The organism is Paenibacillus sp. JZ16 (assembly GCF_015326965.1).
Classification (GTDB): Bacteria; Bacillota; Bacilli; order Paenibacillales; family Paenibacillaceae; genus Paenibacillus_AQ.
Genome location: NZ_CP017659.1, coordinates 476262 through 498345 on the forward strand (window position 1 = coordinate 476262; position 22084 = coordinate 498345).

Consider the following 22084-nt stretch of genomic DNA (forward strand, 5'->3'; position numbering starts at 1 on the left):
GAATGAACCATTGTTTACCTTGGTGCATAAGTTTTGTGACAATTTCAATAATATAGGAGAACCGACAGCATCTAAGAATTGGACTAGGTGGATAGACAGAAGGAGGCTTCATCGTTATGAATATAGCTGAACATAAATTGCTGGTCGCAGCGCTAGGCGGCGTTAATGAAATTGGTAAGAACATGTACTTCATTCAGTATGATCAAGATATCGTGGTCATTGATTGCGGTTCCAAGTTCCCAGACGAAAACCTGCCCGGCATTGATTTAATTGTGCCTGACTTCACCTATTTGCTGGACCATGCGGATAAAGTCAGAGCTCTTATTGTCACACACGGACATGAGGACCATATCGGAGGGATACCTTATTTGCTGAAGCAGCTCCCGATCCCTGTGTATGGGACGAAGCTCACGATTGAGCTGATTAAAATCAAGCTGAAAGAGCATCGCCTTCTGCGTGATTCCGAGCTCCACACGATTGATGCAAATTCCACCATTGAAGCGGGCGCCATCCATGCCTCTTTTTTTTCGACCAGCCACAGCATTCCGGACTGCGTGGGTATCGTCTTTCAGACGCCAGAAGGCAATGTTGTCCACACGGGGGATTTTAAATTTGACATGTCTCCTGTGAAGGGACCATATCCGGATCTGCATCGGATGGCTGATATCGGCAAGCAGGGGGTAAAGGTGATATTATCCGAAAGCACAAACGCCGAGAGACCGGGATTTACGCCTTCGGAACGTCTCGTTGGCGGACATATCCTGGAAGCATTCGCTCAGGCAAAACAGCAGGTATTCATCTCTACGTTTGCGTCGAACGTGAACCGTGTTCAGCAGATCATCGATGCCGCCGCTGAAACAGGGCGAAAGCTCATTCTGCTCGGCCGCAGCATGGTGAATGTCGTCACCGTATCCAAGGAGCATGGCTACTTAAATATCCCCGATGACTTACTGATTGATGCAGGCGACAGCGAGCGTTATCCACCGGACAAAATTGCCGTGCTATGCACGGGGAGTCAAGGGGAACCAATGGCAGCTTTATCACGATTAGCCAACTCCAAGCATCCCCATATTGAGATTTTGCCTGGCGATACCGTTATCATAGCTGCAGGGGCCATACCGGGAAATGAGAGGAACCTTGCTCATGTGATCGATAATTTGTATGTGCTGGGAGCCCAGGTCATCTATGGGTCCGGTTCTGCTTCAGGGATGCACGTATCCGGGCATGGCAGCCAAGAAGAGTTGAAATTAATGCTCACCTTGATGAAACCGGATTACTTAATTCCTGTTCATGGTGAATTCCGAATGCTGTATCAGCATCGTCAGCTGGCGGAATCCGTGGGGATCCCTAATGAGAATGTGTTCATAATTCAGAATGGCGACACGATCCAAATCCAGCAGGGAATGGCCTCCTTAGGTCCAAAAATCCCTTCAGGCAACAGCCTGGTGGACGGATTGATGATCGGGAACGTGGGCAACATCGTTTTGCGAGACCGTAGACAACTGTCCTCCGACGGGATGCTTATTATCGTAACCACGCTCAGTAAAACGGAAAAGCAGATGGTGGCGAAGCCTGAGCTCATATCCAGAGGTTTCATCTTCGTGAAAGATTCGGAGGAATTCATGGGTCAAATCCACGATATCGTCATGTCTTCCATGAAGGATTTAACGGAAACCGGGTCCACCCAATGGAATCTGATCAAGCAGACCTTGAAAGATCATGTTGGGAAATTCATATACAGCGAGACAAAGAGACGGCCGATGATTCTTCCCATCATTATCGAGGTATAAGCATTCGAATTATAGAGAAGCACAGCCTATTTCAGGCTGTGCTTTTTTCAGTGAGATTGAAACATGGTCGGTGTAGGCATACACCCGGATGCAGGCCGCTGCATACACTGCCGATAAGGAATCGCTGAAGGTGTTGTTCTTCCATTCACGTCTGTGAAAAAAAGAATAACACATAATCCGGATTCGTCCACATAACCATTTACAGAATGGACATGAACGTCTTGTCCGATTACCGGAATGGATCCGGTTATTAACGAAAGGAGGAGGATCGGTTTGTCATCCACCCCAGAAGGGAAATGGACAGCGGAGCATGGAAAATGGGCTAAACGAAAGTTCAGATTTACGCGCAATGACTGGATGGGCTATCTATTCAGCGCCCCACTGATTGTTGGCGTCATCGTGTTTGCCATTTATCCTATGTTTGCCGCACTGTTTATGAGTTTTCATCAGACATCCGGGCTCAATTTATCCGGCACCTGGGTGGGCCTGAGCAACTACCAATACGCATTAGAAGATTCCTTATTTTGGCAAGCGCTTTCAAATACGTTTGTCATGGGGATATGGTCTGTACTGCTTGGAATCGCACTATCGTTTGTTTTAGCGAGCCTAATTAATAATCTGAAATGGCATCTGGGACGTAATTTTTTCAAAGCGGTATATTTTCTTCCCAATGTCGTGTCAGGCGTTGCTACAAGCTTGTTGTTCTCCTTCTTGTTTTTTCCGTCCAAGGAAGGGCTGATCAACTTTGTGATTGGTTTGTTCGGCCTTGATCCCGTCGGTTGGTTCACGAACCCGGAAGTGGCGCGTTACAGTATCGTGCTCATGAGTTTATGGGGCGCGCTTGGGTACAACACCATTATTTTTCTGGCTGGTTTGCAGAGCGTTCCGCGTGATCTTTATGAAGCTGCAGAAGTGGATGGGGCCGGCACCTACCGGAAATGGTGGTACATTACGATTCCATACTTGCGTCCAATCTTCGTGTTCATGCTCATCATGGGAACCATCGGCGGAATGAAACGGTTTACGGATGTATGGCTAATCGGCGGAACCGCTGGTAATCCAGGGGGAAGCTTGATGACCGTGGTGCTGTATATTTACCGAAATGCGTTTCTCTCTTCGCAGATGGGGCTGGCTACGGCCGTATCCTATCTGTTATTCGTCATCATACTCATCCTAACCGTGTTCCTCATGCTGCTCAACCGCCGCAAAGACAGTTTGGACTAATGCCATTATCCATTATTCGGATCCGTAGGGGAACCTTATTCCAGAAGACAGGAGGGTAACTATGAGCAGTTCAGCCTTGCCCAAGGAGCCTGTGCGCCGTAAACGAATTACACTTCAACAGCTGATCCTAACACTGGTTCTGTTGGTAGGTTCATTCATCATGATTGTGCCATTCTTATGGATGCTGGTAACGAGCTTCGATTGGGCTGCACGATTAAATATTTCATTCCCACCGAAAATATGGCCGGAAGAGCCTTCGATTCGAACATATGAAGCCGCCTTCACCAACATTAATATGTTCCGATATATCGGGAACTCCACGCTTGTAAGTGCAGGGGTCATCATTATCAGCTCGTTGTCAGCACTTCTATCCGGTTATGCCTTATCCAAGCTTCGCTTCAAAGGAGCAAACTTCGTCCTGCTGCTAGCGCTCAGCACGATGATGATTCCGTTCGAAATGACGATGATTCCGCAGTATTTGCTGTTCAGCAAACTCGGACTGGTCGACAACTACCTGGCTTTTTATTTGCCGGCCATGAACTATGCGTTCGGTACCTTTTTAGCTAAAGCCTTCTTCGATCAATTGCCCAGCAGTCTAAGGGAAGCGGCCGTTCTGGATGGCGCCAAGGAAATCACCGTATTCAGCCGGGTCTATCTGCCGCTGTGCACGCCCATTATCGCCACCATGGTCATTCTGCTGTTCTTAGGCGTATGGAATGATATGCTGTGGCCGCTGCTGATCTTGAAATCGGCTGCCAAGTACACAATCCAGATTGGATTGGCCATGTTTACGTATAACAACGGTATTAACCAACAGCCATCTATAATTATGGCGGCCACGACTACGAGCCTCATTCCGGTTATCGTCGTTTATATGTTCCTGCAGCGTTATATTATCGAGAGCATTGCGCTATCCGGTATCAAGCAATAATTCACAATAAAGCTAAAATTATGCGGGGGTGTTGATGTGATGAAAAAAGCTGTGCTGCTTATCCTGTCATTCGTGCTGGTGTTTACATTGGCCGCTTGTTCAGGCAGTTCGGGAAAAGATGTAACAGGCGGCGTTACTATTGAAAAAGTATCGGATATGGAAGGAACGGTTCGCGTTGCGCTGGCAGGCTGGCAGCTGGATAACGGAATCGATGCGCTGACAGGCAACCCGACCATCGGACTCAATGAATATTTGGATAAAACGTTCAAAAAAATGTATCCGAACATCAAGCTGGAGGTTTATCAAATTCCTTGGGAGAACGTAAAAGCCAAACAAACGGCCATGCTGCTCTCCGGTGATGCGGATGTCTTGTATACCGGCGGAGCCTTTGCATCGCAATGGTACCAGGAAGGACTGCTGCGTGACCTGGACGACTTGATCGAAAAGGATACCTCGTTTGACCCGAGCATCTATCTGGAAGGCATTATGAACAACTCTTACAGCACCAAGTCGCCGGATGGAAGCAAGCAGTTTGGGATTCCTGCCGTTCTTGGCCGCCGGATGACCATTTATGATAAGAAGCTGTTTGAAGACTGGGGTGTCGAAACACTCTCGGCACAGCCAGGACCGGATGAAATTCTGGAGAAAGCCAAGCAAATGACCGGCAAAAACCCAAAAACCGGTGAAGACAATTTCGGTCTGTACTGGAGCGGCAATTCATTAAATGGTTCCACCTTTGTTGCATTAACCCTTGCTTATGGCGCCAAAGGAGCGGAAGGATCGCTGAAAGATATCAAGAACATTAAATGGCACTTGAATTCACCGGAGATGGTCAAAGTGCTGGAATGGCTGAAAGAAGCCGCACAACTGCCGCCGGCAGGATTCGTGAATGCTCAGGGAGCTGAGAATTTCGGACTGGAGAAGAACAATATCGCCATTGCCCTTGATTCCACCGGCGGCTCTACGATGAGTGAATACCGGTCGAAGCAGAATAAAGAGCTGCTGGACCGATTTGAGCCTGTGCTGAACATGGGGCCTAAAGGCGAAGGCTGGGTTGCGGTTGACCCGTTCATCATGGCGAAGAATGCGAAAGATGTGGATGCATCATGGGAAGTGTTAAAGTTTTTGACCAGCTACATGACGCAAAAATATATGTATGAAAACTTCTCCAGTACTCCGACACTTAAAAACGCTGATTTCGTAACGCCGGAAGACAAGTTTGTGAAGAAAGCACTCGAAATCGCAGATGTCGGCCACTCGGAGCTTATGGATGAAGCCAATCCGTTCTACATGAGCGATATCGCTCCTGCCATTAACGGATTTATTAGCCAGGCTGCATCCGGAAACGCACCGGATATTCAGAAGTTTCTGGATGATCTGCAGGCTCGCGCTGAGAAATGGTCGGCAAATCTGAAGTAAATCAGGAGGAGACTGCACTGGGTGCGTCTTGGCGTGGTTGAGACATAAAATTCACGGATTCGAGGGTTATCCGCCGCGTGAAAAGACTGTATAAAACCTAGGTAATCCTATCCCTGCAGAGACGGGCCTAATCATGATGATTATATGAGTCAAACAACACAATATATTCCAGTATTATGTAAAACGTGCATGATCTTGATGATGCCCGGAAAAAACCGACCTATATGGCCGGTTTTTTTTGTGATATTGCGTATGTAGATTATTCAGGATAGGGCGATCATAGAGTTCAAAGCGAATAAAATAGATATTGAAATTACACATAAAATAACAATAAATGGTAAATGATAAGATATAGAAGGGAGGCAACGTGAAAAATTACAAGGATAAATGTTCAGGAAGTGCTAGTGATGATAATGAAAGAAAAAAACAATAGATAAACATAATCCAGGTAATGATCAAAAAAAACTAAATCAACAATCTAGACGGTGTAGCAAAAAAACTTATTATAAATGAATCTGGATGATCACACGAAATTAAGATTTAGTGAAAAACGTTCAAAACGATCGACGCGATGATCGATATTTATGATGATTGATTAAAGCTAGGATTTAAGTGCAATTCAAGTGAGACTTAATCGAATGATGAAATATTTGAGTGAAAAAATAAAACCAACCGAATAGTTGATTAGAAACGGAAGAGAACGATGACAAAGTTGAGTATAAGTAATAATTGTAGGATTTAAGCAAAATATCAGAAAAATCAGTTGGAAAACCATCTAAGGCGATTTTACTTAACATCTGTTACACAAAACTCGTATTTTGTACATATGTTATGATCCCGACGAAACATTCAAAATTCTCATATCTTGACCATATCCTCGCCTTTGATACTATCTACTCTTATTCTCTTAACTTCTGCGGTCAAATAATCTCGTTTACGGTATGCGCCCATGCATACGATCATGCTATCATGTATTCCAACTAGAAAATCACCATCATTGTCAATATATGTTGTCAAAATGTTTTGCATATCCTTATTTACGAACTTCGTAAATAATTCCAAATGTAGAGTATTCGTGAATTTATTGAACTATCCTGCCCGTTAGCTTAATGAGATTGCATGGAAACATTGTTAGAAACTTATCTAATCGGTAATCGGACTATGTTCTTGTCCTTTACGGCAATCGGTACAAGTTCTTGTCCTTGGCTCGGGACAAGAACTTGTACCGATAACATAAAAAAGCCGCTCAAATAGCGACTTTCAATGGGACCATGTTCTTGTCCCTCGACAAATTTTGGATTTCTCAAATATTAAAACCATTAATAAAAATATTGAACAACTATAAGACCGACAATAATAACAATAGTTAATACTAAAGTGCCTTTCCAACCTAAATCGACTATACTATACCGAGCCCTACTATTTCCGGGATTCATATGACCAAATGGATTATTTTCCAATTCTTCTTGTCTTAGTCTTTCTCTTGTTCTTTCAGGAGTTTCATAATCTTTGCTCATTGTTTACCTACCCCCTAGGTTAATAATTTTAATTAGATATCCAATACCAATTTATTGATGAAGTAGTATAATAATAACATTTTTATGTTACGTTTGTATATTTATTCCACAACCTTCTCGCACTACCCTGCCCGTTAGTTGAACAAAAGCAGCCGATTACGTTGATTGGCTGCATTCTTGTTTTTATTGAGCTATCTGTATCCCGTTAGTTGAATTGTTTTTTATGAAAAATTGGATAGTATCGTTTTATTCCTAGGTACTGTACTCAATAAAAAGTCTTCTTTAGGTGCTTCTTTTAAGAGATTTTCTCCACGTATTCTTAGTTCCTCGTGTTGATTCCGTACGCGTTTAACATGCTCTTCATCACCTTTAACCTGGTTTTCTATATTTTGATATTCCTCAAGGCTCTTATATTCCCAAATCGCAAAGACTTCAATAGCACCTTCGATTTCTTCCGTCATCCACCGACCAACTAAACTTGCCCCATATTTGAGTTGTGTAGGTAAAAGAAATTCATTAAATAAATGATTAAATTCATCTATTCTTTTTGAATCTATTTTGTATGACTTCCTTCGATATATCATCAATTCTTTATCTTCCCCTCTGCTCGAAATGTCACTAAGTATTTATTCTTCAATGAACTTTATATCCCTGTTAAAACAATCCTGGAACTTCAACATTATTAAGCTAAACTGCCCGTTAGCTTAGTGAAATTGCATGGAAACATAGTTAGATACTTGTCTAATCGGTAATCGGCTCATGTTCTTGTCCTTTACGGCAATCGGTACAAGTTCTTGTCCTTGGCTCGGGACAAGAACTTGTACCGATAAAACAAAAAAGCCGCTAAATTAGCGACTTTCTATGGGATCATGTTCTTGTCCCCCGACATTTCCCTACATGTGGTACGGTTCTCCGCGCTGTCTGTAACGGCAAGTTTTAGGGCCATCCTCTGAGGGATGGCCCTTTCCTTGATCTTACTTTATCCATCTATCGTTCTCTGTTAGTTAGGCACTCATAAATTAAGACTTACGACTCGAAAAACTGTATTACGGAGGCTATGCCATTCGTTACTTCGACTTCCGCTAGTGCACCATTGACGAACGTCATCTGTGGGGGCACATGACCGCAGTCGATATCGTAGACTATTGGAACGCCTAGCTCCTCCGCAAGCTCTCGGTACACATCCGATACTTCATAATCGTCGATGGGCTTGTTCGCATCGCTTCTGCCGAATAGGATGGCGCTACAATGGTCAAACCAACCGGCCAGTCTCATTTGTACAAGTGAACGCCGAAGGTCGGTTACGTTCAATTCACAATTTTCAAGATACCAAAGAATCGGCTCGCCATGAATGAATTGACTCTGGAATGTCCGTACATTGCCATACGGCGTCCCAATCAAATGCCGGATGACATCAATACATCCCCCAAGTAGACGCCCGCGTACACGGGCATTATTGCCTGATGTTTGCCATGCGGTAGACTCGGTTAGATGAAAAACACATGGCGAAGGATTTTCGTGATCCCATGTCTTTTGAAACAGCTTTGACGAAAATTGCTGAACGGATTCACCGACCCGCGTCGCCAGCACGGTTTCCCACATTGCAGTTGTCTCGTCCGCATATTCCCCTCTCAAATCGATCAGATTCGTACCGTGAGCTGTGGCTATTCCTGTAGTGAGCGTAACAGCCAGTAATAGAACACTCGTATCTGAGTAGCCGAGAATCCACTTGGGCTGAATAAGATCGTATTCGATTCGATCCACTATTTCGATCAACAGTTCTCCGCCCCATGGCGGGAAGATCATTCCAATCTTTTCGTTCTGCAGTAAAGCGTTAAGTTCTGCAGTCCTTATAGTGGCAGATGCCGACTTTGCTTTCTCTTGAGTCCATACTGTTTCCCCGCAAATCACCGGATAGCCCTTCTCTTTCAAACGGCCAATTGACTGGTTTACCAACTCGTGTAAAGGTCCTTTTACGCCGGATGATGGGGCGGTGACGCCTATCGTCGTCCCTTTCTGTAACAATGGATAGCGGATCATATACTGATTCCCCCTCAAACATGTTGCCATATCTACTAGTCTTTTGTTTTTGTGTCCACCCAGCAAAATTGCATACATATATACAAATCCACGCCATGTAAGAACCGATTCTAGCACATTTTGGAATATATATCATATTCGTGACCTAGTACCAAGACCCCTTTTTCAAGGGGTCAATTTAATTCTAAGGTGATGTAAGAATGAGAATCATCAAGACAAGGCAGACTTTGACGTACTAAACCGCGTCGATACATTTCGGTGGCACTCCTCGAAAATGTCGAGGGCTACTTCACGCAACTAATGGTGGAACTGGAGGATGAAACAGAGGGTGAATTTTGTTTCACAATGTTCACGTACTTTCAGGGTCATCTCTACCAGGGTTATCATTCGCTCCACGCTGTCTGTAACGGCAAGTTTTAGCTTGTTGAAAGCCCTCGATTCTCAAGAGAAAAACAACCCCAAAATAGAACCATAATAATCCGAAAAATCAATATTTCCCCCTAGAAATACCCAATTGAAATAAAAATCGCACACCAGCACATGGCTCCCAAGCCCAAGTAGAGTATATATTTCAGTGGGTTCATGGCGCTCATCCCTGCCAGATAACAGGTCAGATGGCGGAGCCCTGGGATATAGTAACCGATGCATATCGCCCAGGGGCCGTAACGCTCGAACCAGCTCTCTGTTTTCTCTATCCTCCTGGTCGTGAACCTGACCCATTTTCCATACTTCCACAGCAACGGCTTGCCGAACTTCCGCCCAAGGGCGTAACTGCAGAGCATACCACTCATAGCACCGAGGACGCTGATCACAAGAGATACCGGGAAATCAAGCAGCCCCATAGACGAAAGATAGCCAACCATCGTCATAAGAACCTCATCAGGCACAGGCAAACCAAAAATGCCAAGCGCAAGGCATAGGAAGATGGCAATATAACCGTAATGGATAACGATATCTTGTAAGAAAACGATGATGTTCACACTCCAGTTCTAATGGCTTTGGGCAAGGATTCATCGCCCTTACAGGTATCTTAATGCCTCCCTTGTCAATAAACCTAGTGCCGAATTGTCACATGACTCTTTCAAAGTGGCTGGATGTCATGGATGACAAAATGCAACTTGTTGGTGTGACAACTCCTTTGCCATACTTGGCTCAGCCGTTCGTTAAGAGGCAAATCTAATAGGCAAGGAGACATCATTTATGAAGAAATGGATTCGCACGAATCTCGCAGTTCTGCTATTAACTGTTCTGCTATTAACTGTTCTGCTATTGTCTGTTACGGTCATTACCGCTTATATCGGACTAGGGAAAACACCTAGTACCCGTAGGCACCCTCGCCAGTTGCATCTGAGGAGGCCAGCCTGGAGGGGTAGCGGTATCCTATCATCTCTGCTATTTAACTAATCACTGGAAAACGAATCATAACGGTCGTACTACGCCCTCCCGCGCTGCTAATGTGGACAGAACCTTGAATGTTGATCGACGATCCAACGCGCGATCGATAGTCCTAGACCCGCTCCATGATCCCCTCTATTTATAGAGGAATCTCCTTTGTAAAAGCGATTAAATATGAGTGGCATTTCGTGTTCCGAAATACCCACTCCGTTATCCTTGACGGTTACTAGAACTGATTTCCCCTGCCTAAGATCGCAGCAGCCAGATTTGACATGCAACTTGGAGCGATTATAAGTAGGAGAATATAGAGAAGATGTAGCCAATAATTAGGAATAAACGGCAGAGTGATGAAAAAGCTTGCAAAAAAAGAGTACCCTTAATCGGTTTTTACCGAATAGAAGGTACTCTTTTTTCTGCTCAATGTCAAAATACAATAAAAACATACGGAATCCTAAGGTTAAGGCATCTCCAAGCTCCAGTAGCTCTCCGGATCCACGTTTTCAAGACCCGGAATTGGCTTGCCGATCGGCAGTTCAAAGGACCAGTTCACATTCGGATACCACTTGTCGGTGACTTTGCGGATCAAGGTGGCCTTCTCCGGCAGTTCGGTCATGCCCTGCACAACAAAGCCGGGATCTCCGGAAGCCTCTTTGATCTTGCCCATACTGACTCCCCCTCTGAATTCCGCCGGATATTCCCTTCCATCCTGATCTCTGACGACCCAAACATCTTTGCTGAATTCATTGCGATATTGCCCTTTCATGTTAATTAGACCCGCAATTTTCGGATCATTCATCCTCGCATTCGGGTCATGCTCAACCGTAAAGCCGCTTAATGTAACGACGTCTCCCTGATCCTTGAATATAACCGGATGTTCTTTAAGCTCGCTTGGAATCAGTTCAAGCGAACCGCTGCTTTGAATGGGAATGGAGTATCCGTCAAATACGAAGCTCAGCTTTTCGCGGTCATACGGAAGATACCTGAAGGTATAGGTCCAGTGCCGCTTACCGCCCTGCAGCTCACTGTTCTGCGAAATGATCGTCTCTGGGTGTCCGCCCCTGTAATTGTTTACGCTCGATATGTCTTCTCCCTTTTCATTTTCAAAATGAAACATCAGCTGCTGCATGCTCTCCAGTACTCCCGGCGAGCGCTTGGCGGCTTCAGGTGTCAAGGAAGTGCTCAGCTCCAATCTTACGCCGCTTGGCGTGCGTACCAGCTTTTCCATCTCAATCTGCATACCGTCAGGCGTCATGTACTTCTCATGTAGGGGCGTCGTAATATTCAGCGCGTTCGCCTTTTTCATGTCGAGCTTGAAGTTGAAATCCCAGTTTCCTTTCACGACTTTCTTGGAAAATACATTTCCTATTTCGCTTACCTCTCCTACTACGCTCACTTGATCATTCTGAACTTCACGAGTAAAAACAAACGTCAATTTATCGATGAACTTCGATCCTCCTTGTTCCCTGAGCCGCGCCACCTCATTATCGTTAGCATCTAGGACAAGAATTTTACTCCAGTCAACCTGATTCACGGCAGGTTTCCCCCGCGGATCCGTCACCTTCACCCCCATCACAAGCCGGGTCGCATCGGCGACCACTTCGTTAATCTCAATCGTGTAGCCTTTATCCTTCACTTTGACATGGGGGTTCTGCACGAGTCCAAGGCTTTGGGCATCCATCATTCCGCTATCCGAGGTTTCCCTCGCAAAAATCGATCGGACCCAGTCGGCAATGGACGGCTGTGCATACAAAGTCAATGCCATGGCTACAACGAGAAGCGAAGCAACCCACAAGGCGCTTTTTTTCAAGAAAGGCCGCGATTTCGGATGACTCTTCTTAGAAACAGCCATGGATTCTTCCCCTGCAGGCTCGATTTCCATCTGTTCAAGGGAAGCCATCACCTGCTCGGTAAAGCCTTCTGGAAGTCTCTCGGCATACAGCAGCTGCGTCCATACTTTTTCTTCCTCCTCTGCCGCGGCTACCGTACTCCGGCATTCCGGGCACATGCGAAGATGGAATTCCAGCTCTTCGTCCGTTTTATTTCCAGACCGAATGTACTCTTTTGTCTGAGCAAGCTTCCAGCATCTCATGTATCATCCCCTCCTTCTCCTTGAACTTTTTTCGCAGAGACTTCTTGGCCCGGTGCAGCCGATTGCGCACTTGATTCACCTCAATGCCGGCAATAGCGGCAATTTCGTCATAGCTTAGTTCATTCGTATATCGCAGCAGCAGCACGATCCGATATTTATCCGGCAGCTGCTGCAGTAATTGCTGTACTTCCCCGCCGGTTTCCTTGCGGAGATAAGCCGATTCCGGCGTTTCGGTGTGATGATGCTGCACCCGGATCAGCACATCAGCTTCTACCGGCTCAGGCTTTTTTCTCCGCCCCGCATCCTTCATCACATTCACGGCGATGGCGTACAGCCATGAGGCGAAGTTCGATTCCTCCCTGAAGCCCGCCAGCTTGCGGTAAGCTCTCAGAAAAGCCTCCTGCGTGTAGTCCTGGGCATCCTGCGGGTTAGCACCCAGGCCTCGTAATAGGCCGTATATTTTATTTTTGTGCGTATCCACCAGCTGTGTAAAGCTCCTCTTGTCGCCAGCCAGTACTTGACTGACCAGCGTAACGTCCTGTGACGGGTCTGCCATAACCATCCTCCCTGCTCATCATCTGAACTTCATATATTATAGACGGATGTCCTTTGCCGTTTCTCTCACTTAAAAAAAGAGCCCTCTTAGAGTCCCTTCCTGGTTATTCCATTATACTGCCCGTTAGTTGAACAAAAGCAGCCGATCACAATGATCAGCTGCCATCTTATTTTGACGTTAGCTTAAAGAATTAGAGCAGTGTAAATATAAAAACTTATCTAATCGGTAATCGGAATATGTTCTTGTCCTTTACGGCAATCGGTACAAGTTCTTGTCTTTGGCTCGGGACAAGAACTTGTACCGTTAAAACAAAAATAGCCGCGATTAGCGACTTTCAAAGGAACATGTTCTGGTCTCCCGACATCTGCACAGATTAGTAACGATAAAATAAAAAAGCCGCTATATTAGCGACTTTTAATGGGACTATGTTCTTGTCCCTCGACAATTCCAATAAATAATTTGTGTCAAATATTGTTCGTATGACCGGAACTGTTTCATTCATAGAAATAAAATAATGAATGACGTGTTCCTTTTTACAAGGCCCAGATCCCAGTACCTGGTTTACGCATCGCCTTAACCCAACTTCGAAGAGTCTCACGATTGGCTTCTGCGACTGGATATTCTCGTGTCAAACATAATGTTTTCGATCCAGGCGAAAAGCTACTCGATGTAACGATCAAGCCTTTTTGGGCTTGTTCATGTAGCACATCAGCATATAGGGCTTTTACAATAGTTTGTTCGATCACACTCTTTTGTCTTTTACACTGAATAAGAATTGTTGGTGGGCCAGCAAGCTTAGGGTCTTCTGTCCAAACTCTAACATCAATACCACCATCTGCCCGTCCAGGACCAATTTCAACAAAGTATCCTTGTCTTTCAAAAAATTCAGCTGTTAGACCTTCAAATTTTCGCCAGTGAATACTTCCTATCTTATCATCGAAATTTGCTCTTAGATAATCAATATACCGCTGATCCATAAAAGTCCCGTGTTGTGTTTTTAAATTTTCGCTAACAAACAAATCATTCAGTTTAGCTACATCCTTCCATTCGGTTTCCCGAATGCTAGTCCAAGGACTTTTATGAAGGAGACCATTTAATCCATCTACGAGCTCCATTATGAGATCAGAACCTTCTTTACCATACTTCAATGTCGCTTCAATTAAAGGTGGTACCATTGCCTTATTTGGATCTTCACCTTGTTGAGCTGCAGTATTGAAATTCTCCATCATTTTAAGAAAAAACGGAAATACGTCATCCAGTAGTTTTGTTTTTTTTGCGTTGTGCCTATACTTATGACGTAAATGCAATGTAAACAATCCAGGACTTGTCGACTCGATATTACCAAGGCGCTGTAATAGTTCCTCAATCAGTCCTTCAAATTCTTCGGGATACAATCGCAGATAACCTTCTGCTGGTCCAAACCAAATTTGATGATATTCTGTCGGAATAATATCATCAAACTCTTCCTTGTTCAAGCCTAAGCCAGACTTATAGCCTATAAGCTCTCCTGTTCTTGTTATTACTTCTTTACGACTCACACTAATAGCCATTACAATTACCCATCTCCTTGAGCTGCCCAAAATTAATTGTTGATATTATTTTTAAGCTCTCTAAGATACTGTTCAGCAGCCAGTAGACTTAATCCCTCATGTCTATTTACTAGATCCAACCATCCCTGTTGAAGTGATTTATACTTTGTGAGTTTCATAGTTTAATAATCTCAAGGGGTTGCGTATAACGTTCTTGTATTTACGAATCTGAGAGGCTTAAGGGAGAACTGCGACTGGATCCGACAGACTTAGCCTCGCAGGGTTATCTGCCAGATTCACTTCTCTGGTACACCTCGGGCAGATCAAGGGAGGGTGTCCCCCGCAACGTAGATACTTTGTTATAAGAAGTTCGGGCCATCACTGATCTACTTAATTAATATCATGAAACCATCTAAAAAAACTATCAAAATTACGATTAATTATAGTATTTACTTCGCTAACTGATAGATTAGAAAAAGGATTACCATTACCTTTCTGTTCTAATTCTGAAAATACTAGATTTTCAAAATTATAAATTCTAATAGCTTCATAATAATCTCTAATATCAATTTTATATACTTTTTGCTTGTCAAACTTATAGTGTACTATATGGGAAATTACACATTTAAAAAGCATATTCGATATTTCTTCATGATCAACGAAGTTTCCTGAGATTTGTAATATATATTTAAAGGTTACTTTATACCTAACATATGGTACTAGTCTATGTTCTGCACTTAATAGAATAGTATCGAATGCTTGAGCTAAATAACTATATACTACGAACCAAAAAACTTCAGCATCCGTAGCATCGGATGGTAATGGTAAGACTGTTGACTCCTTATAATCTGTAAATCTGGTTTCGAGATCCAGTCCACTATCTTCATCTTCTAAAAAAAATATGCTCTTATCAACCCCCGGTAATAATCCATTCTTTATATCACTTATAGTTTCAAATTTATTCTTGTACAACTCAATATCAATTGAGTCTTTAAACATGCTGAAAAATGCTTGATCAGCAGCTTTATAAATCATCGAATTATCTTCGGTTAATAATCTAATTGGTAAAATATATATTATTCCCTCAGCTTGATCAATGATCTTTATATTATCCATAATTGTAGATTCTATTTGTTCCTTCATCTTATAATTAAAATCTCTATTAACATCAGTTTTTCTAAGCATCGTTATATACTTGTATATAGGATCATCCCAGAAATGATACTTCCCCAACGATACGAATGGGAAATGCTGGTAATCACCAAGATCCAAAATTGTTGCTGCTGTAAATACATAAGCGCTATAAGGTTGATATAAATAACGTAATATACACTGTACAATTTTTTTATTACGTTCCCAGAAGACCCCTATTTCATCTACAACAGCGTCAGCATCATTATCACTAATATTTTTTAGAGCATTAATTAAAATAGTTCTATATTCAACTTGAATATTATTTAATTCATCTATAAGAAGGTTATTATTCATATTCTTTTACTCCTGCCGACAAGTGCAATGGAACTCCATATAACCCCTCTAAAACATTAAGTGTTTTATTCATAACTCTTACACAATCGTGCCATACGTTTCTCAGTTTCTGGTTATTTTCTATATCCGGAACACAATGATACTGGTGTGAAGGTGTATTACACTTAATTAATGAACTTTCACGAATCGCTCCCCATAGTCCATGTTCAAACGCAGAATCATAATCATAATAAAAGTCAAAAAGCTCCTTTTCATCTACAGCGATTGCCTTTCCTCTGATATTTTGTTTATCAAAGTAGGTAGTATCCATGTCAATAAATTCTTTGTTTTTATATTCATTAACTAAAATGTCTAAATATTCATAAGAAACATGGCTATTTGGCAACTCCTTTTCCGATTGTCTAAAACGTTCAACAATGAGTTTATACTGACCAATTCCGTAATACTGATACTCTGTCCATATATCAGTATGTAACGATTCGTTTTTAAGTAAATATTTCATCATGATGTAATCCTCTATTACTGTACGAACAATACCCCTACCTGAAATTGTATAGAAGAGTTCATGTTCAACCAACTCTATTAATCGTTTGTACGAATACGTGGTTATTCCTAAGAGAACCAGCATTTTATTATCAAGTGGGTTTGCTGATGTAAACAAATCTGTATAATATTCAAGTATTACTTTAACTCTGCTCATGTATTCTTTTGTATCAGGTAGATCACTGGACATATCTATGTAAAACAACTTACAATCATTCATTCTACTAACTGCCTCCCAAAAGAAATCTAAATATTCTCCATCAAAAGGATCAATTTCGTTCTGCATCATTTCTATTGACCTTACCGTTGGACGTATCATTCTCATTCTCTCATCTTCATGTGGTAATGTAGGATACTCAAGAAGCATTGCCATTGATTCACGTTGCATATGTAACTTCCCTGACAGTACAACGAAATACACTATAATAAATCTAATGTCAGTAGAGAGATATGATTGATGATCGCTGGTTTGCTCCATTACAGAATTTATAGTTTCTATCCTTTGATCAACTGACATATTTGATTGGAACTTTGACGAAAAAATTGGAAAGTTAGAGTAGGTAAAAATAGTAGTTAGAGGTGCTAATACTTGAGTATCAATAACAGTTAATAAGTATTTAAAAAATCCGTCTTGCTTTTCCGCCTCGAAATTAAGAATCTTTGAAAACTTTGGAGTAACTAATGCTGGAAATTGTTCCTTAATTTTATTAAGAATGATATTGCATTTTACTAGTCCTTTTTCTCTTCCATAAAAATTAATAATAAGAGCTATCCATAAATATTCTGGCAATCTTCCATGATACCATGAATTTTCTTTGCCGATTTCATTCATTAACTCATTCCAAGGCGTGATAAATTTTCCTTTTTTGAAAATATGATCAGAAAGTTTGCTATGATCCATGAGTTCCCCCTATTTACAAACTAAGTATAAACCAAGTATTTGTGTTACAGTCATTGCCCGAATTTCTTATAACGTTCTTGTATTCACGACATCCCTCCGCCTTAAACCCGTAGGGCGGCCGCGATGCGGTTAGGTGGAGGGATGTGTCCGGCTGATTCCACTTCCTCGCAACTGAAAATCCATCTCCGAATCCTCTTCTAACTTCTGCCGGACCGAGGGCCGAATGGCCCGAAGTTTGAATATGTTGTTATCGGAAGTTAATGCCTTCCTGTGACTCCATCAAAATGTATTTAAAGTGGTTCATACTATTCTTAATAATTTTGTTTTCCATTGTTTCAACTTCTTTAATTAATTCTTTCATAATATTCTTTGCCCGATAATAATCCGATTCTTCTATAAGGTTCTTAATTAAAGCTTCGGGTAAACCTTTTTGTATTGACCGAATCTGTTGTAGACACCTGCTTTAACCCGCTCAACGTTCCACCAAAGATTCTATGATCGTTGAAGAAGTGCTGATCCGAATATTTACGCAGTTTTCGATCATAACGGTACTTCTCAATTATCGCTCTGACTTCAGAAGTTATTTTCCCCAATAGACTCATCCTCCCTCATTACATTAAATCCATATTCCACAACATATCATTAAGTAAAAATATGGACAAGCAAATGGTCTGCTTAGCTCTTCTTAGCAAGACTCGCCAAGAGCAGGAGTTGCAGGTCGAGCTTGTCCGTTCCCAAACTCACAAAGGGCGGCAATACCCCCTCACTGGAGAGCCGCTTAAGGTGATAGTCGACCATCGATAACGGATACGATGAATTGTGCAGGTACTCGAATACCTTGTGCAGATCGTAGGATACCTCTTTGAACCTGCGAGGTCTCGAATGCAGAAGATGCATATGAGCTAAATCCTCTTCACCAACCGACATGGTCTGAAACGCTTCGTGTATCTCATCGATTAACAGGTGCAAGGATTTTAGGTACTTAGCTACTTCCTGCCGTTCGTGCTCGGGGAAGTCCTGCGGAGCCGTGAAAAGTCCGATTAGCGTATGGATCTCATAATGATACCCCTCACCGTCTCCGATCCGACTGCTATTCTCCTGCAACAGATTTTCGAGATGCTCGACAACATTGGAGCTGCACCCGATCTCCTGCCGCCGCTGCTCCTCGATAAAGATACCATGCTTTTTTCCAATTACGCTGATCACGTTCGATAAGAGGGAGTATCGTTTAATCGTATACTCATGAATTTTGGCGAAACTCATTGAGAACCGAATAGGTTGAACCAAATCGGGATTGTTGCTGTAGAGATAAACCGAATAATCTCCGTTACCCCCGATATTACAGATATCACTAGACCAGGAAGCGAAGAACTTGTCCGTACTCTTCGTTCCATCAGCACTCCTTAAATCGACTGGATGCGCTCCGAAGCATGCCCGGATCTGCGCGAAATACGCATCGTCTGTAACAGCCGCATTAAATACCGAATCGTCTTTCTTTAGCGGGTATTCCATCTCGAAAACACGATGGAGCTGCTCGATGGATTGAAGAACAATATCGTATGTCGTGATCAGCTGCAGAACATTCAATGAGCGAACATCGTCATGAGAGTGGGTCAAATCGATATACGGCAAACCGTTCACGCTGACGGAGAGCCAATCCTTCGCTGAGCAAATCAGGCTCCATAGGTTCTTGCCGTTGTAGTTGCTGTATGTGTTAATCAGGAAATCGTCATGATCGCTAACGGCTTGCTTGAACTTCTCAAGCAAGCCGTTAGCGAGAATATATGGGTTCATAACATTGAACCTCTTCCTTACTTATTCTGGTGACCTCTTTGCCTTTACAATATGCAAAAGGTGATCAATAACTTGATTGTTGAGAAACATTTGCGAAGATACCGAACCTGATGCTGATTTAATTGAAATAGATACCCAGTCATCACGAACTTCAATGTGATAATTATCGTTGGGTAAAGTTAGCGGTATCTCGTGTTTCATTTCAACTAGCTCAGGGTACCTTCGGTAATGTTCACTAAGTGCATCTCTAAGGTCATATTCGATACATTCATCATCAAGAATTAGAGCAACTCTACCTGGAATAAAATCGCCACGCATCCATGAATCAAGAATCGCCTTATGAAAGGAGATATCCCTGTAACTCTTAGTGTAAGGAATTTTGTTTTCCTTTACCATTTTGCGAACTAAATATTTAGAGAGCCCTAAATACTCGGCAGCTTCCTTCACATCCATATGTTTGTCATACCACTTCTTCGCTTCCTCTTCACCTCTAATAACATAACCAATCATTTGAGTTCTCGCCGTTGAGCTCTAGCAAATTCACGATCAATTTCATCAAGAGCAAGAATTAAAGCGTGGTATCTACGCTGGGCATACAACCTACGCTTTTCTAAATCCTCAGGTCTATCTTTATAATAAACGCTTTTTGTTGCACTTTCCTCGAATACTTCGTCTAAATGCTTTTTTATATCAGCTTCTTGAATTTCTAAGACTGTTTGGATAAAGCAAATTGTTTCACTCGATAAATGCATTTCATATCGCATTCCAGATAGCTGATCATCTGAATCACCTCGGTCAGAAGGTAGGGGAGTTAACAGTGGTCCTCTTGGCGAGACAGTCGCTGCTCCCATCCACTCACGTAGTACGTCCTCATGGAAAACAACTCTACTACCTACTTTGATGCTGGGAATTTGCTTTGTTCTGACCATTTCGTATATTTTTGCACTTGATATACCCAACATCTCGGAGACTTCTTTTACGGTTAGTGTTACTTTTCTAACGGACATTTGCATTACCTCCGTTAGGTTTTAATTTTTCCAAATATGTAACCACAAGTTGTGAAATACTCAGCAATAACTCTGCTTCATTCTGGTCAACAGCTACTGGAGGTAGATTCCCGTTCTCCCTATGTGCTGAGTTACGGTGGTGTCCAATCTTATTGAGATAGGTTGATACACCAGTCAACAATCCAATAATCCCACTTTTCTTTTGGTCTGAAACATCTTCTAGAAACATTTCCCATGACTTAGCCATGTAAGGTCCACCTCGTCCATTTCCGATGTCGGTGTATGATTCAATAACTGATAGACATTGGCGAAGGGCGTCATAAGTGAATCCCCTTTGCATATGTTCTCTGGCTAATTCGAGATGCTCATACGCTTGAGTCCAACTCGTATCATTTAGCAATGATGTGGGAAGTGTCATTCCGTATTTCGTGGAATACCCAAAGTTTCGGATGAACCGAATCCAGTCTGATTCAGATATCTTTATCTGCTGGCTGCCGGTTATCGGAATGATCTTATTTCCGTTCTCCCGTACTTCGACAAGTGCTTTAACTTCAATACTAAAGTGCAAGTCGCCAGATCGAACCCCTTCGAGAGCAGAGATATCATTGGGATCGAAAATCCATTCCCATTCTCTGTAACCGGAGCTTTGATTGAATACCTTAATATTGGGTTGAATTTCACCGACAGCTTTCTTCAAGAAAGTGGAGTTAGACTTAGCAGATACCTGAATGTCCAAAATGTTTTGAAGCCTGTGTGTTTGATCCGACATCACAATATCGAAAAACTGAATGTTATCAGAAACTCTCAAGTCGAACTCAAACTTTAGGAATGTATTGTTGTTCAAGTGATTAGAGTACATAGATGATTCAAACAGATTTATCGTATACATGAGTATCTCCTTCAATTGAATTAAAAGCTTTTGAGAGTATAAAAACCTTCTCCCGAACATGAACCACAATCCAAATGATTATGGAACCCCAATATCACCGTAGGAATCGGTCTGGATAATGTGCCTGATATACAAAATCTGTGCTGACCTTGACCAGTACTGTAGTGACCGCATTTATACTTGTATAAATTAATCGGAAACATACGCTCTGGTTCTTCCTGCATTAGCTGATTAACATACAGACAATGCTTAGCATTAGACTTATCATTACGGTTGTGCTGTTCTAAATCATCTAAGCCTGAAGAAATAATGAGCACCCCTGAGATGGATCTTTATATACATGACAGTTACCGATATGAAAGTAAAAACTGACGGATTTGCCCTTTAGATCGAAATCTTTTATACCGACCATTACATTGTTGAGGTCGAAGTAATAATCAAACTCATCTCTATTCAGCTTCATCAATCTATTAATCCGTCTTCGTCTAAGGAAGATTAGTTTTCCAAGCCCCATACTGTAACTCCCTCAGCTACTTCATAGCCGCTGCTTTTTTAAGCTGCATCGAATCACTCTCTTGCATTGACATATCTAAATTGTGTCTGTTTAATACCGCCGACTTAGCAGGATTATACCCCTGCATCGAAGCTAGAGCACGAATGCCGTAGAATAGTGGCATTTTCCGAATATAGAGCGAACCTTGCTTAGTAGTGACGTTGACGATTTCCTCGTACCTTGTTTGCAACTCAGTTACATCAGGTGTAACAACATTATTTTGTAATCGACTCGGGATATGCTCGCACACAGTACTCTCAACTGTGTTTAGCTTCTCATCTAATACAAAATGAGTGGTTCCATGCGTTCTACAAACCAATGGGCGTTTGCTATAGACTGAACATTTTCCATTTTCCTGATTGAGAAGTGGACATGAGAAACTTGTCCTAGTCTTACTGCCTTTAAATGACTTGAATTTA

At 42.4% G+C, this 22084-nt stretch carries 18 protein-coding genes and 1 pseudogene; 4 read left to right on the plus strand and 15 right to left on the minus strand.

Annotated elements, in window-relative coordinates:
• Window positions 1-116 precede the first annotated feature (116 nt).
• The 4 genes from BJP58_RS02050 (at window position 117) to BJP58_RS02065 (ending at window position 5364) form a co-directional block, all read left to right on the plus strand.
• Window positions 117-1790, plus strand: coding sequence for a ribonuclease J (locus tag BJP58_RS02050; protein WP_194542585.1), 1674 nt, complete (start codon window positions 117-119; stop codon window positions 1788-1790).
• Between the two features lie 273 nt (window positions 1791-2063).
• A complete protein-coding gene (locus BJP58_RS02055; RefSeq protein ID WP_194542586.1) occupies window positions 2064-3014 on the plus strand; it encodes a carbohydrate ABC transporter permease in 951 nt (316 codons plus the stop codon).
• A gap of 61 nt (window positions 3015-3075) precedes the next feature.
• Window positions 3076-3945 (plus strand): carbohydrate ABC transporter permease, encoded by an 870-nt coding sequence (locus BJP58_RS02060; RefSeq protein ID WP_071220686.1) that lies wholly within the window; start codon window positions 3076-3078, stop codon window positions 3943-3945.
• 39 nt (window positions 3946-3984) lie between these two features.
• Window positions 3985-5364 (plus strand): extracellular solute-binding protein, encoded by a 1380-nt coding sequence (locus BJP58_RS02065; protein ID WP_194544779.1) that lies wholly within the window; start codon window positions 3985-3987, stop codon window positions 5362-5364.
• Between the two features lie 1319 nt (window positions 5365-6683).
• Here the strand turns inward: BJP58_RS02065 and BJP58_RS02070 are convergent.
• The 15 genes and pseudogenes from BJP58_RS02070 to BJP58_RS34195 form a co-directional block, all read right to left on the minus strand.
• Window positions 6684-6881: a DUF6366 family protein gene (locus tag BJP58_RS02070; protein ID WP_096773700.1), complete on the minus strand. Its 198-nt coding sequence runs from the start codon at window positions 6879-6881 to the stop codon at window positions 6684-6686.
• A gap of 221 nt (window positions 6882-7102) precedes the next feature.
• Window positions 7103-7465 carry an NIPSNAP family protein gene (locus tag BJP58_RS02075; protein WP_096773701.1) on the minus strand — a complete coding sequence of 121 codons (363 nt, stop codon included), beginning with the start codon at window positions 7463-7465 and terminating at the stop codon, window positions 7103-7105.
• Window positions 7466-7907: 442 nt separating this feature from the next.
• A complete protein-coding gene (locus tag BJP58_RS02080) occupies window positions 7908-8921 on the minus strand; it encodes a S66 family peptidase (protein WP_194544780.1) in 1014 nt (337 codons plus the stop codon).
• Between the two features lie 500 nt (window positions 8922-9421).
• Entirely contained in the window at window positions 9422-9901 is a 480-nt protein-coding gene (locus BJP58_RS02085; RefSeq protein WP_233354870.1) for a DedA family protein, read from the minus strand.
• Between the two features lie 471 nt (window positions 9902-10372).
• Complete coding sequence (locus BJP58_RS34190; RefSeq protein WP_442953947.1) at window positions 10373-10639, minus strand: ATP-binding protein; 267 nt, start codon at window positions 10637-10639, stop codon at window positions 10373-10375.
• A 134-nt stretch (window positions 10640-10773) separates the two neighbouring features.
• Window positions 10774-12405: a DUF4179 domain-containing protein gene (locus BJP58_RS02095; RefSeq protein ID WP_194542588.1), complete on the minus strand. Its 1632-nt coding sequence runs from the start codon at window positions 12403-12405 to the stop codon at window positions 10774-10776.
• On the minus strand, window positions 12353-12961 hold the full coding sequence (locus BJP58_RS02100) for an RNA polymerase sigma factor (protein ID WP_194542589.1): 609 nt from the start codon (window positions 12959-12961) through the stop codon (window positions 12353-12355). The genes BJP58_RS02095 and BJP58_RS02100 overlap by 53 nt, the downstream gene beginning before the upstream one ends.
• Window positions 12962-13494: 533 nt before the next feature.
• The gene (locus BJP58_RS02105; RefSeq protein ID WP_194542590.1) at window positions 13495-14511 is read right to left on the minus strand and encodes a restriction endonuclease; all 1017 of its coding nucleotides are present in this window, start codon (window positions 14509-14511) and stop codon (window positions 13495-13497) included.
• A gap of 369 nt (window positions 14512-14880) precedes the next feature.
• Window positions 14881-15978, minus strand: a complete 1098-nt coding sequence (locus BJP58_RS02110; RefSeq protein WP_194542591.1) for a hypothetical protein — start codon at window positions 15976-15978, stop codon at window positions 14881-14883.
• Window positions 15971-17422: a DUF5677 domain-containing protein gene (locus BJP58_RS02115; RefSeq protein ID WP_194542592.1), complete on the minus strand. Its 1452-nt coding sequence runs from the start codon at window positions 17420-17422 to the stop codon at window positions 15971-15973. Before BJP58_RS02115 ends, BJP58_RS02110 begins: the two co-directional genes overlap by 8 nt.
• Window positions 17423-18097: 675 nt before the next feature.
• The gene (locus tag BJP58_RS02120) at window positions 18098-19216 is read right to left on the minus strand and encodes a hypothetical protein (RefSeq protein ID WP_194542593.1); all 1119 of its coding nucleotides are present in this window, start codon (window positions 19214-19216) and stop codon (window positions 18098-18100) included.
• 21 nt (window positions 19217-19237) lie between these two features.
• Complete coding sequence (locus BJP58_RS02125) at window positions 19238-19669, minus strand: helix-turn-helix domain-containing protein (RefSeq protein ID WP_194542594.1); 432 nt, start codon at window positions 19667-19669, stop codon at window positions 19238-19240.
• A gap of 53 nt (window positions 19670-19722) precedes the next feature.
• Window positions 19723-20223 carry a helix-turn-helix domain-containing protein gene (locus BJP58_RS02130; RefSeq protein WP_194542595.1) on the minus strand — a complete coding sequence of 167 codons (501 nt, stop codon included), beginning with the start codon at window positions 20221-20223 and terminating at the stop codon, window positions 19723-19725.
• A complete protein-coding gene (locus BJP58_RS02135) occupies window positions 20213-21067 on the minus strand; it encodes a hypothetical protein (protein WP_194542596.1) in 855 nt (284 codons plus the stop codon). The genes BJP58_RS02130 and BJP58_RS02135 overlap by 11 nt, the downstream gene beginning before the upstream one ends.
• Window positions 21068-21642: 575 nt before the next feature.
• Window positions 21643-22047 (minus strand): annotated as a pseudogene (locus tag BJP58_RS34195) (YkgJ family cysteine cluster protein); the annotation flags it as partial.
• Between the last annotated feature and the right edge of the window lie 37 nt (window positions 22048-22084).

Bases quoted from the DNA above. Each gene is read 5' to 3' on its own strand.
- BJP58_RS02050 (WP_194542585.1), top strand. From the start codon at position 117: ATGAATATAGCTGAACATAAATTGCTGGTCGCAGCGCTAGGCGGCGTT.
- BJP58_RS02060 (WP_071220686.1), top strand. From the start codon at position 3,076: ATGAGCAGTTCAGCCTTGCCCAAGGAGCCTGTGCGCCGTAAACGAATT.
- BJP58_RS02065 (WP_194544779.1), top strand. From the start codon at position 3,985: ATGAAAAAAGCTGTGCTGCTTATCCTGTCATTCGTGCTGGTGTTTACA.
- BJP58_RS02070 (WP_096773700.1), bottom strand. From the start codon at position 6,881: ATGAGCAAAGATTATGAAACTCCTGAAAGAACAAGAGAAAGACTAAGA.
- BJP58_RS02075 (WP_096773701.1), bottom strand. From the start codon at position 7,465: ATGATATATCGAAGGAAGTCATACAAAATAGATTCAAAAAGAATAGAT.
- BJP58_RS02080 (WP_194544780.1), bottom strand. From the start codon at position 8,921: ATGATCCGCTATCCATTGTTACAGAAAGGGACGACGATAGGCGTCACC.
- BJP58_RS02095 (WP_194542588.1), bottom strand. From the start codon at position 12,405: ATGAGATGCTGGAAGCTTGCTCAGACAAAAGAGTACATTCGGTCTGGA.
- BJP58_RS02100 (WP_194542589.1), bottom strand. From the start codon at position 12,961: ATGGCAGACCCGTCACAGGACGTTACGCTGGTCAGTCAAGTACTGGCT.
- BJP58_RS02105 (WP_194542590.1), bottom strand. From the start codon at position 14,511: ATGGCTATTAGTGTGAGTCGTAAAGAAGTAATAACAAGAACAGGAGAG.
- BJP58_RS02110 (WP_194542591.1), bottom strand. From the start codon at position 15,978: ATGAATAATAACCTTCTTATAGATGAATTAAATAATATTCAAGTTGAA.
- BJP58_RS02115 (WP_194542592.1), bottom strand. From the start codon at position 17,422: ATGGATCATAGCAAACTTTCTGATCATATTTTCAAAAAAGGAAAATTT.
- BJP58_RS02120 (WP_194542593.1), bottom strand. From the start codon at position 19,216: ATGAACCCATATATTCTCGCTAACGGCTTGCTTGAGAAGTTCAAGCAA.
- BJP58_RS02125 (WP_194542594.1), bottom strand. From the start codon at position 19,669: ATGGATGTGAAGGAAGCTGCCGAGTATTTAGGGCTCTCTAAATATTTA.
- BJP58_RS02130 (WP_194542595.1), bottom strand. From the start codon at position 20,223: ATGTCCGTTAGAAAAGTAACACTAACCGTAAAAGAAGTCTCCGAGATG.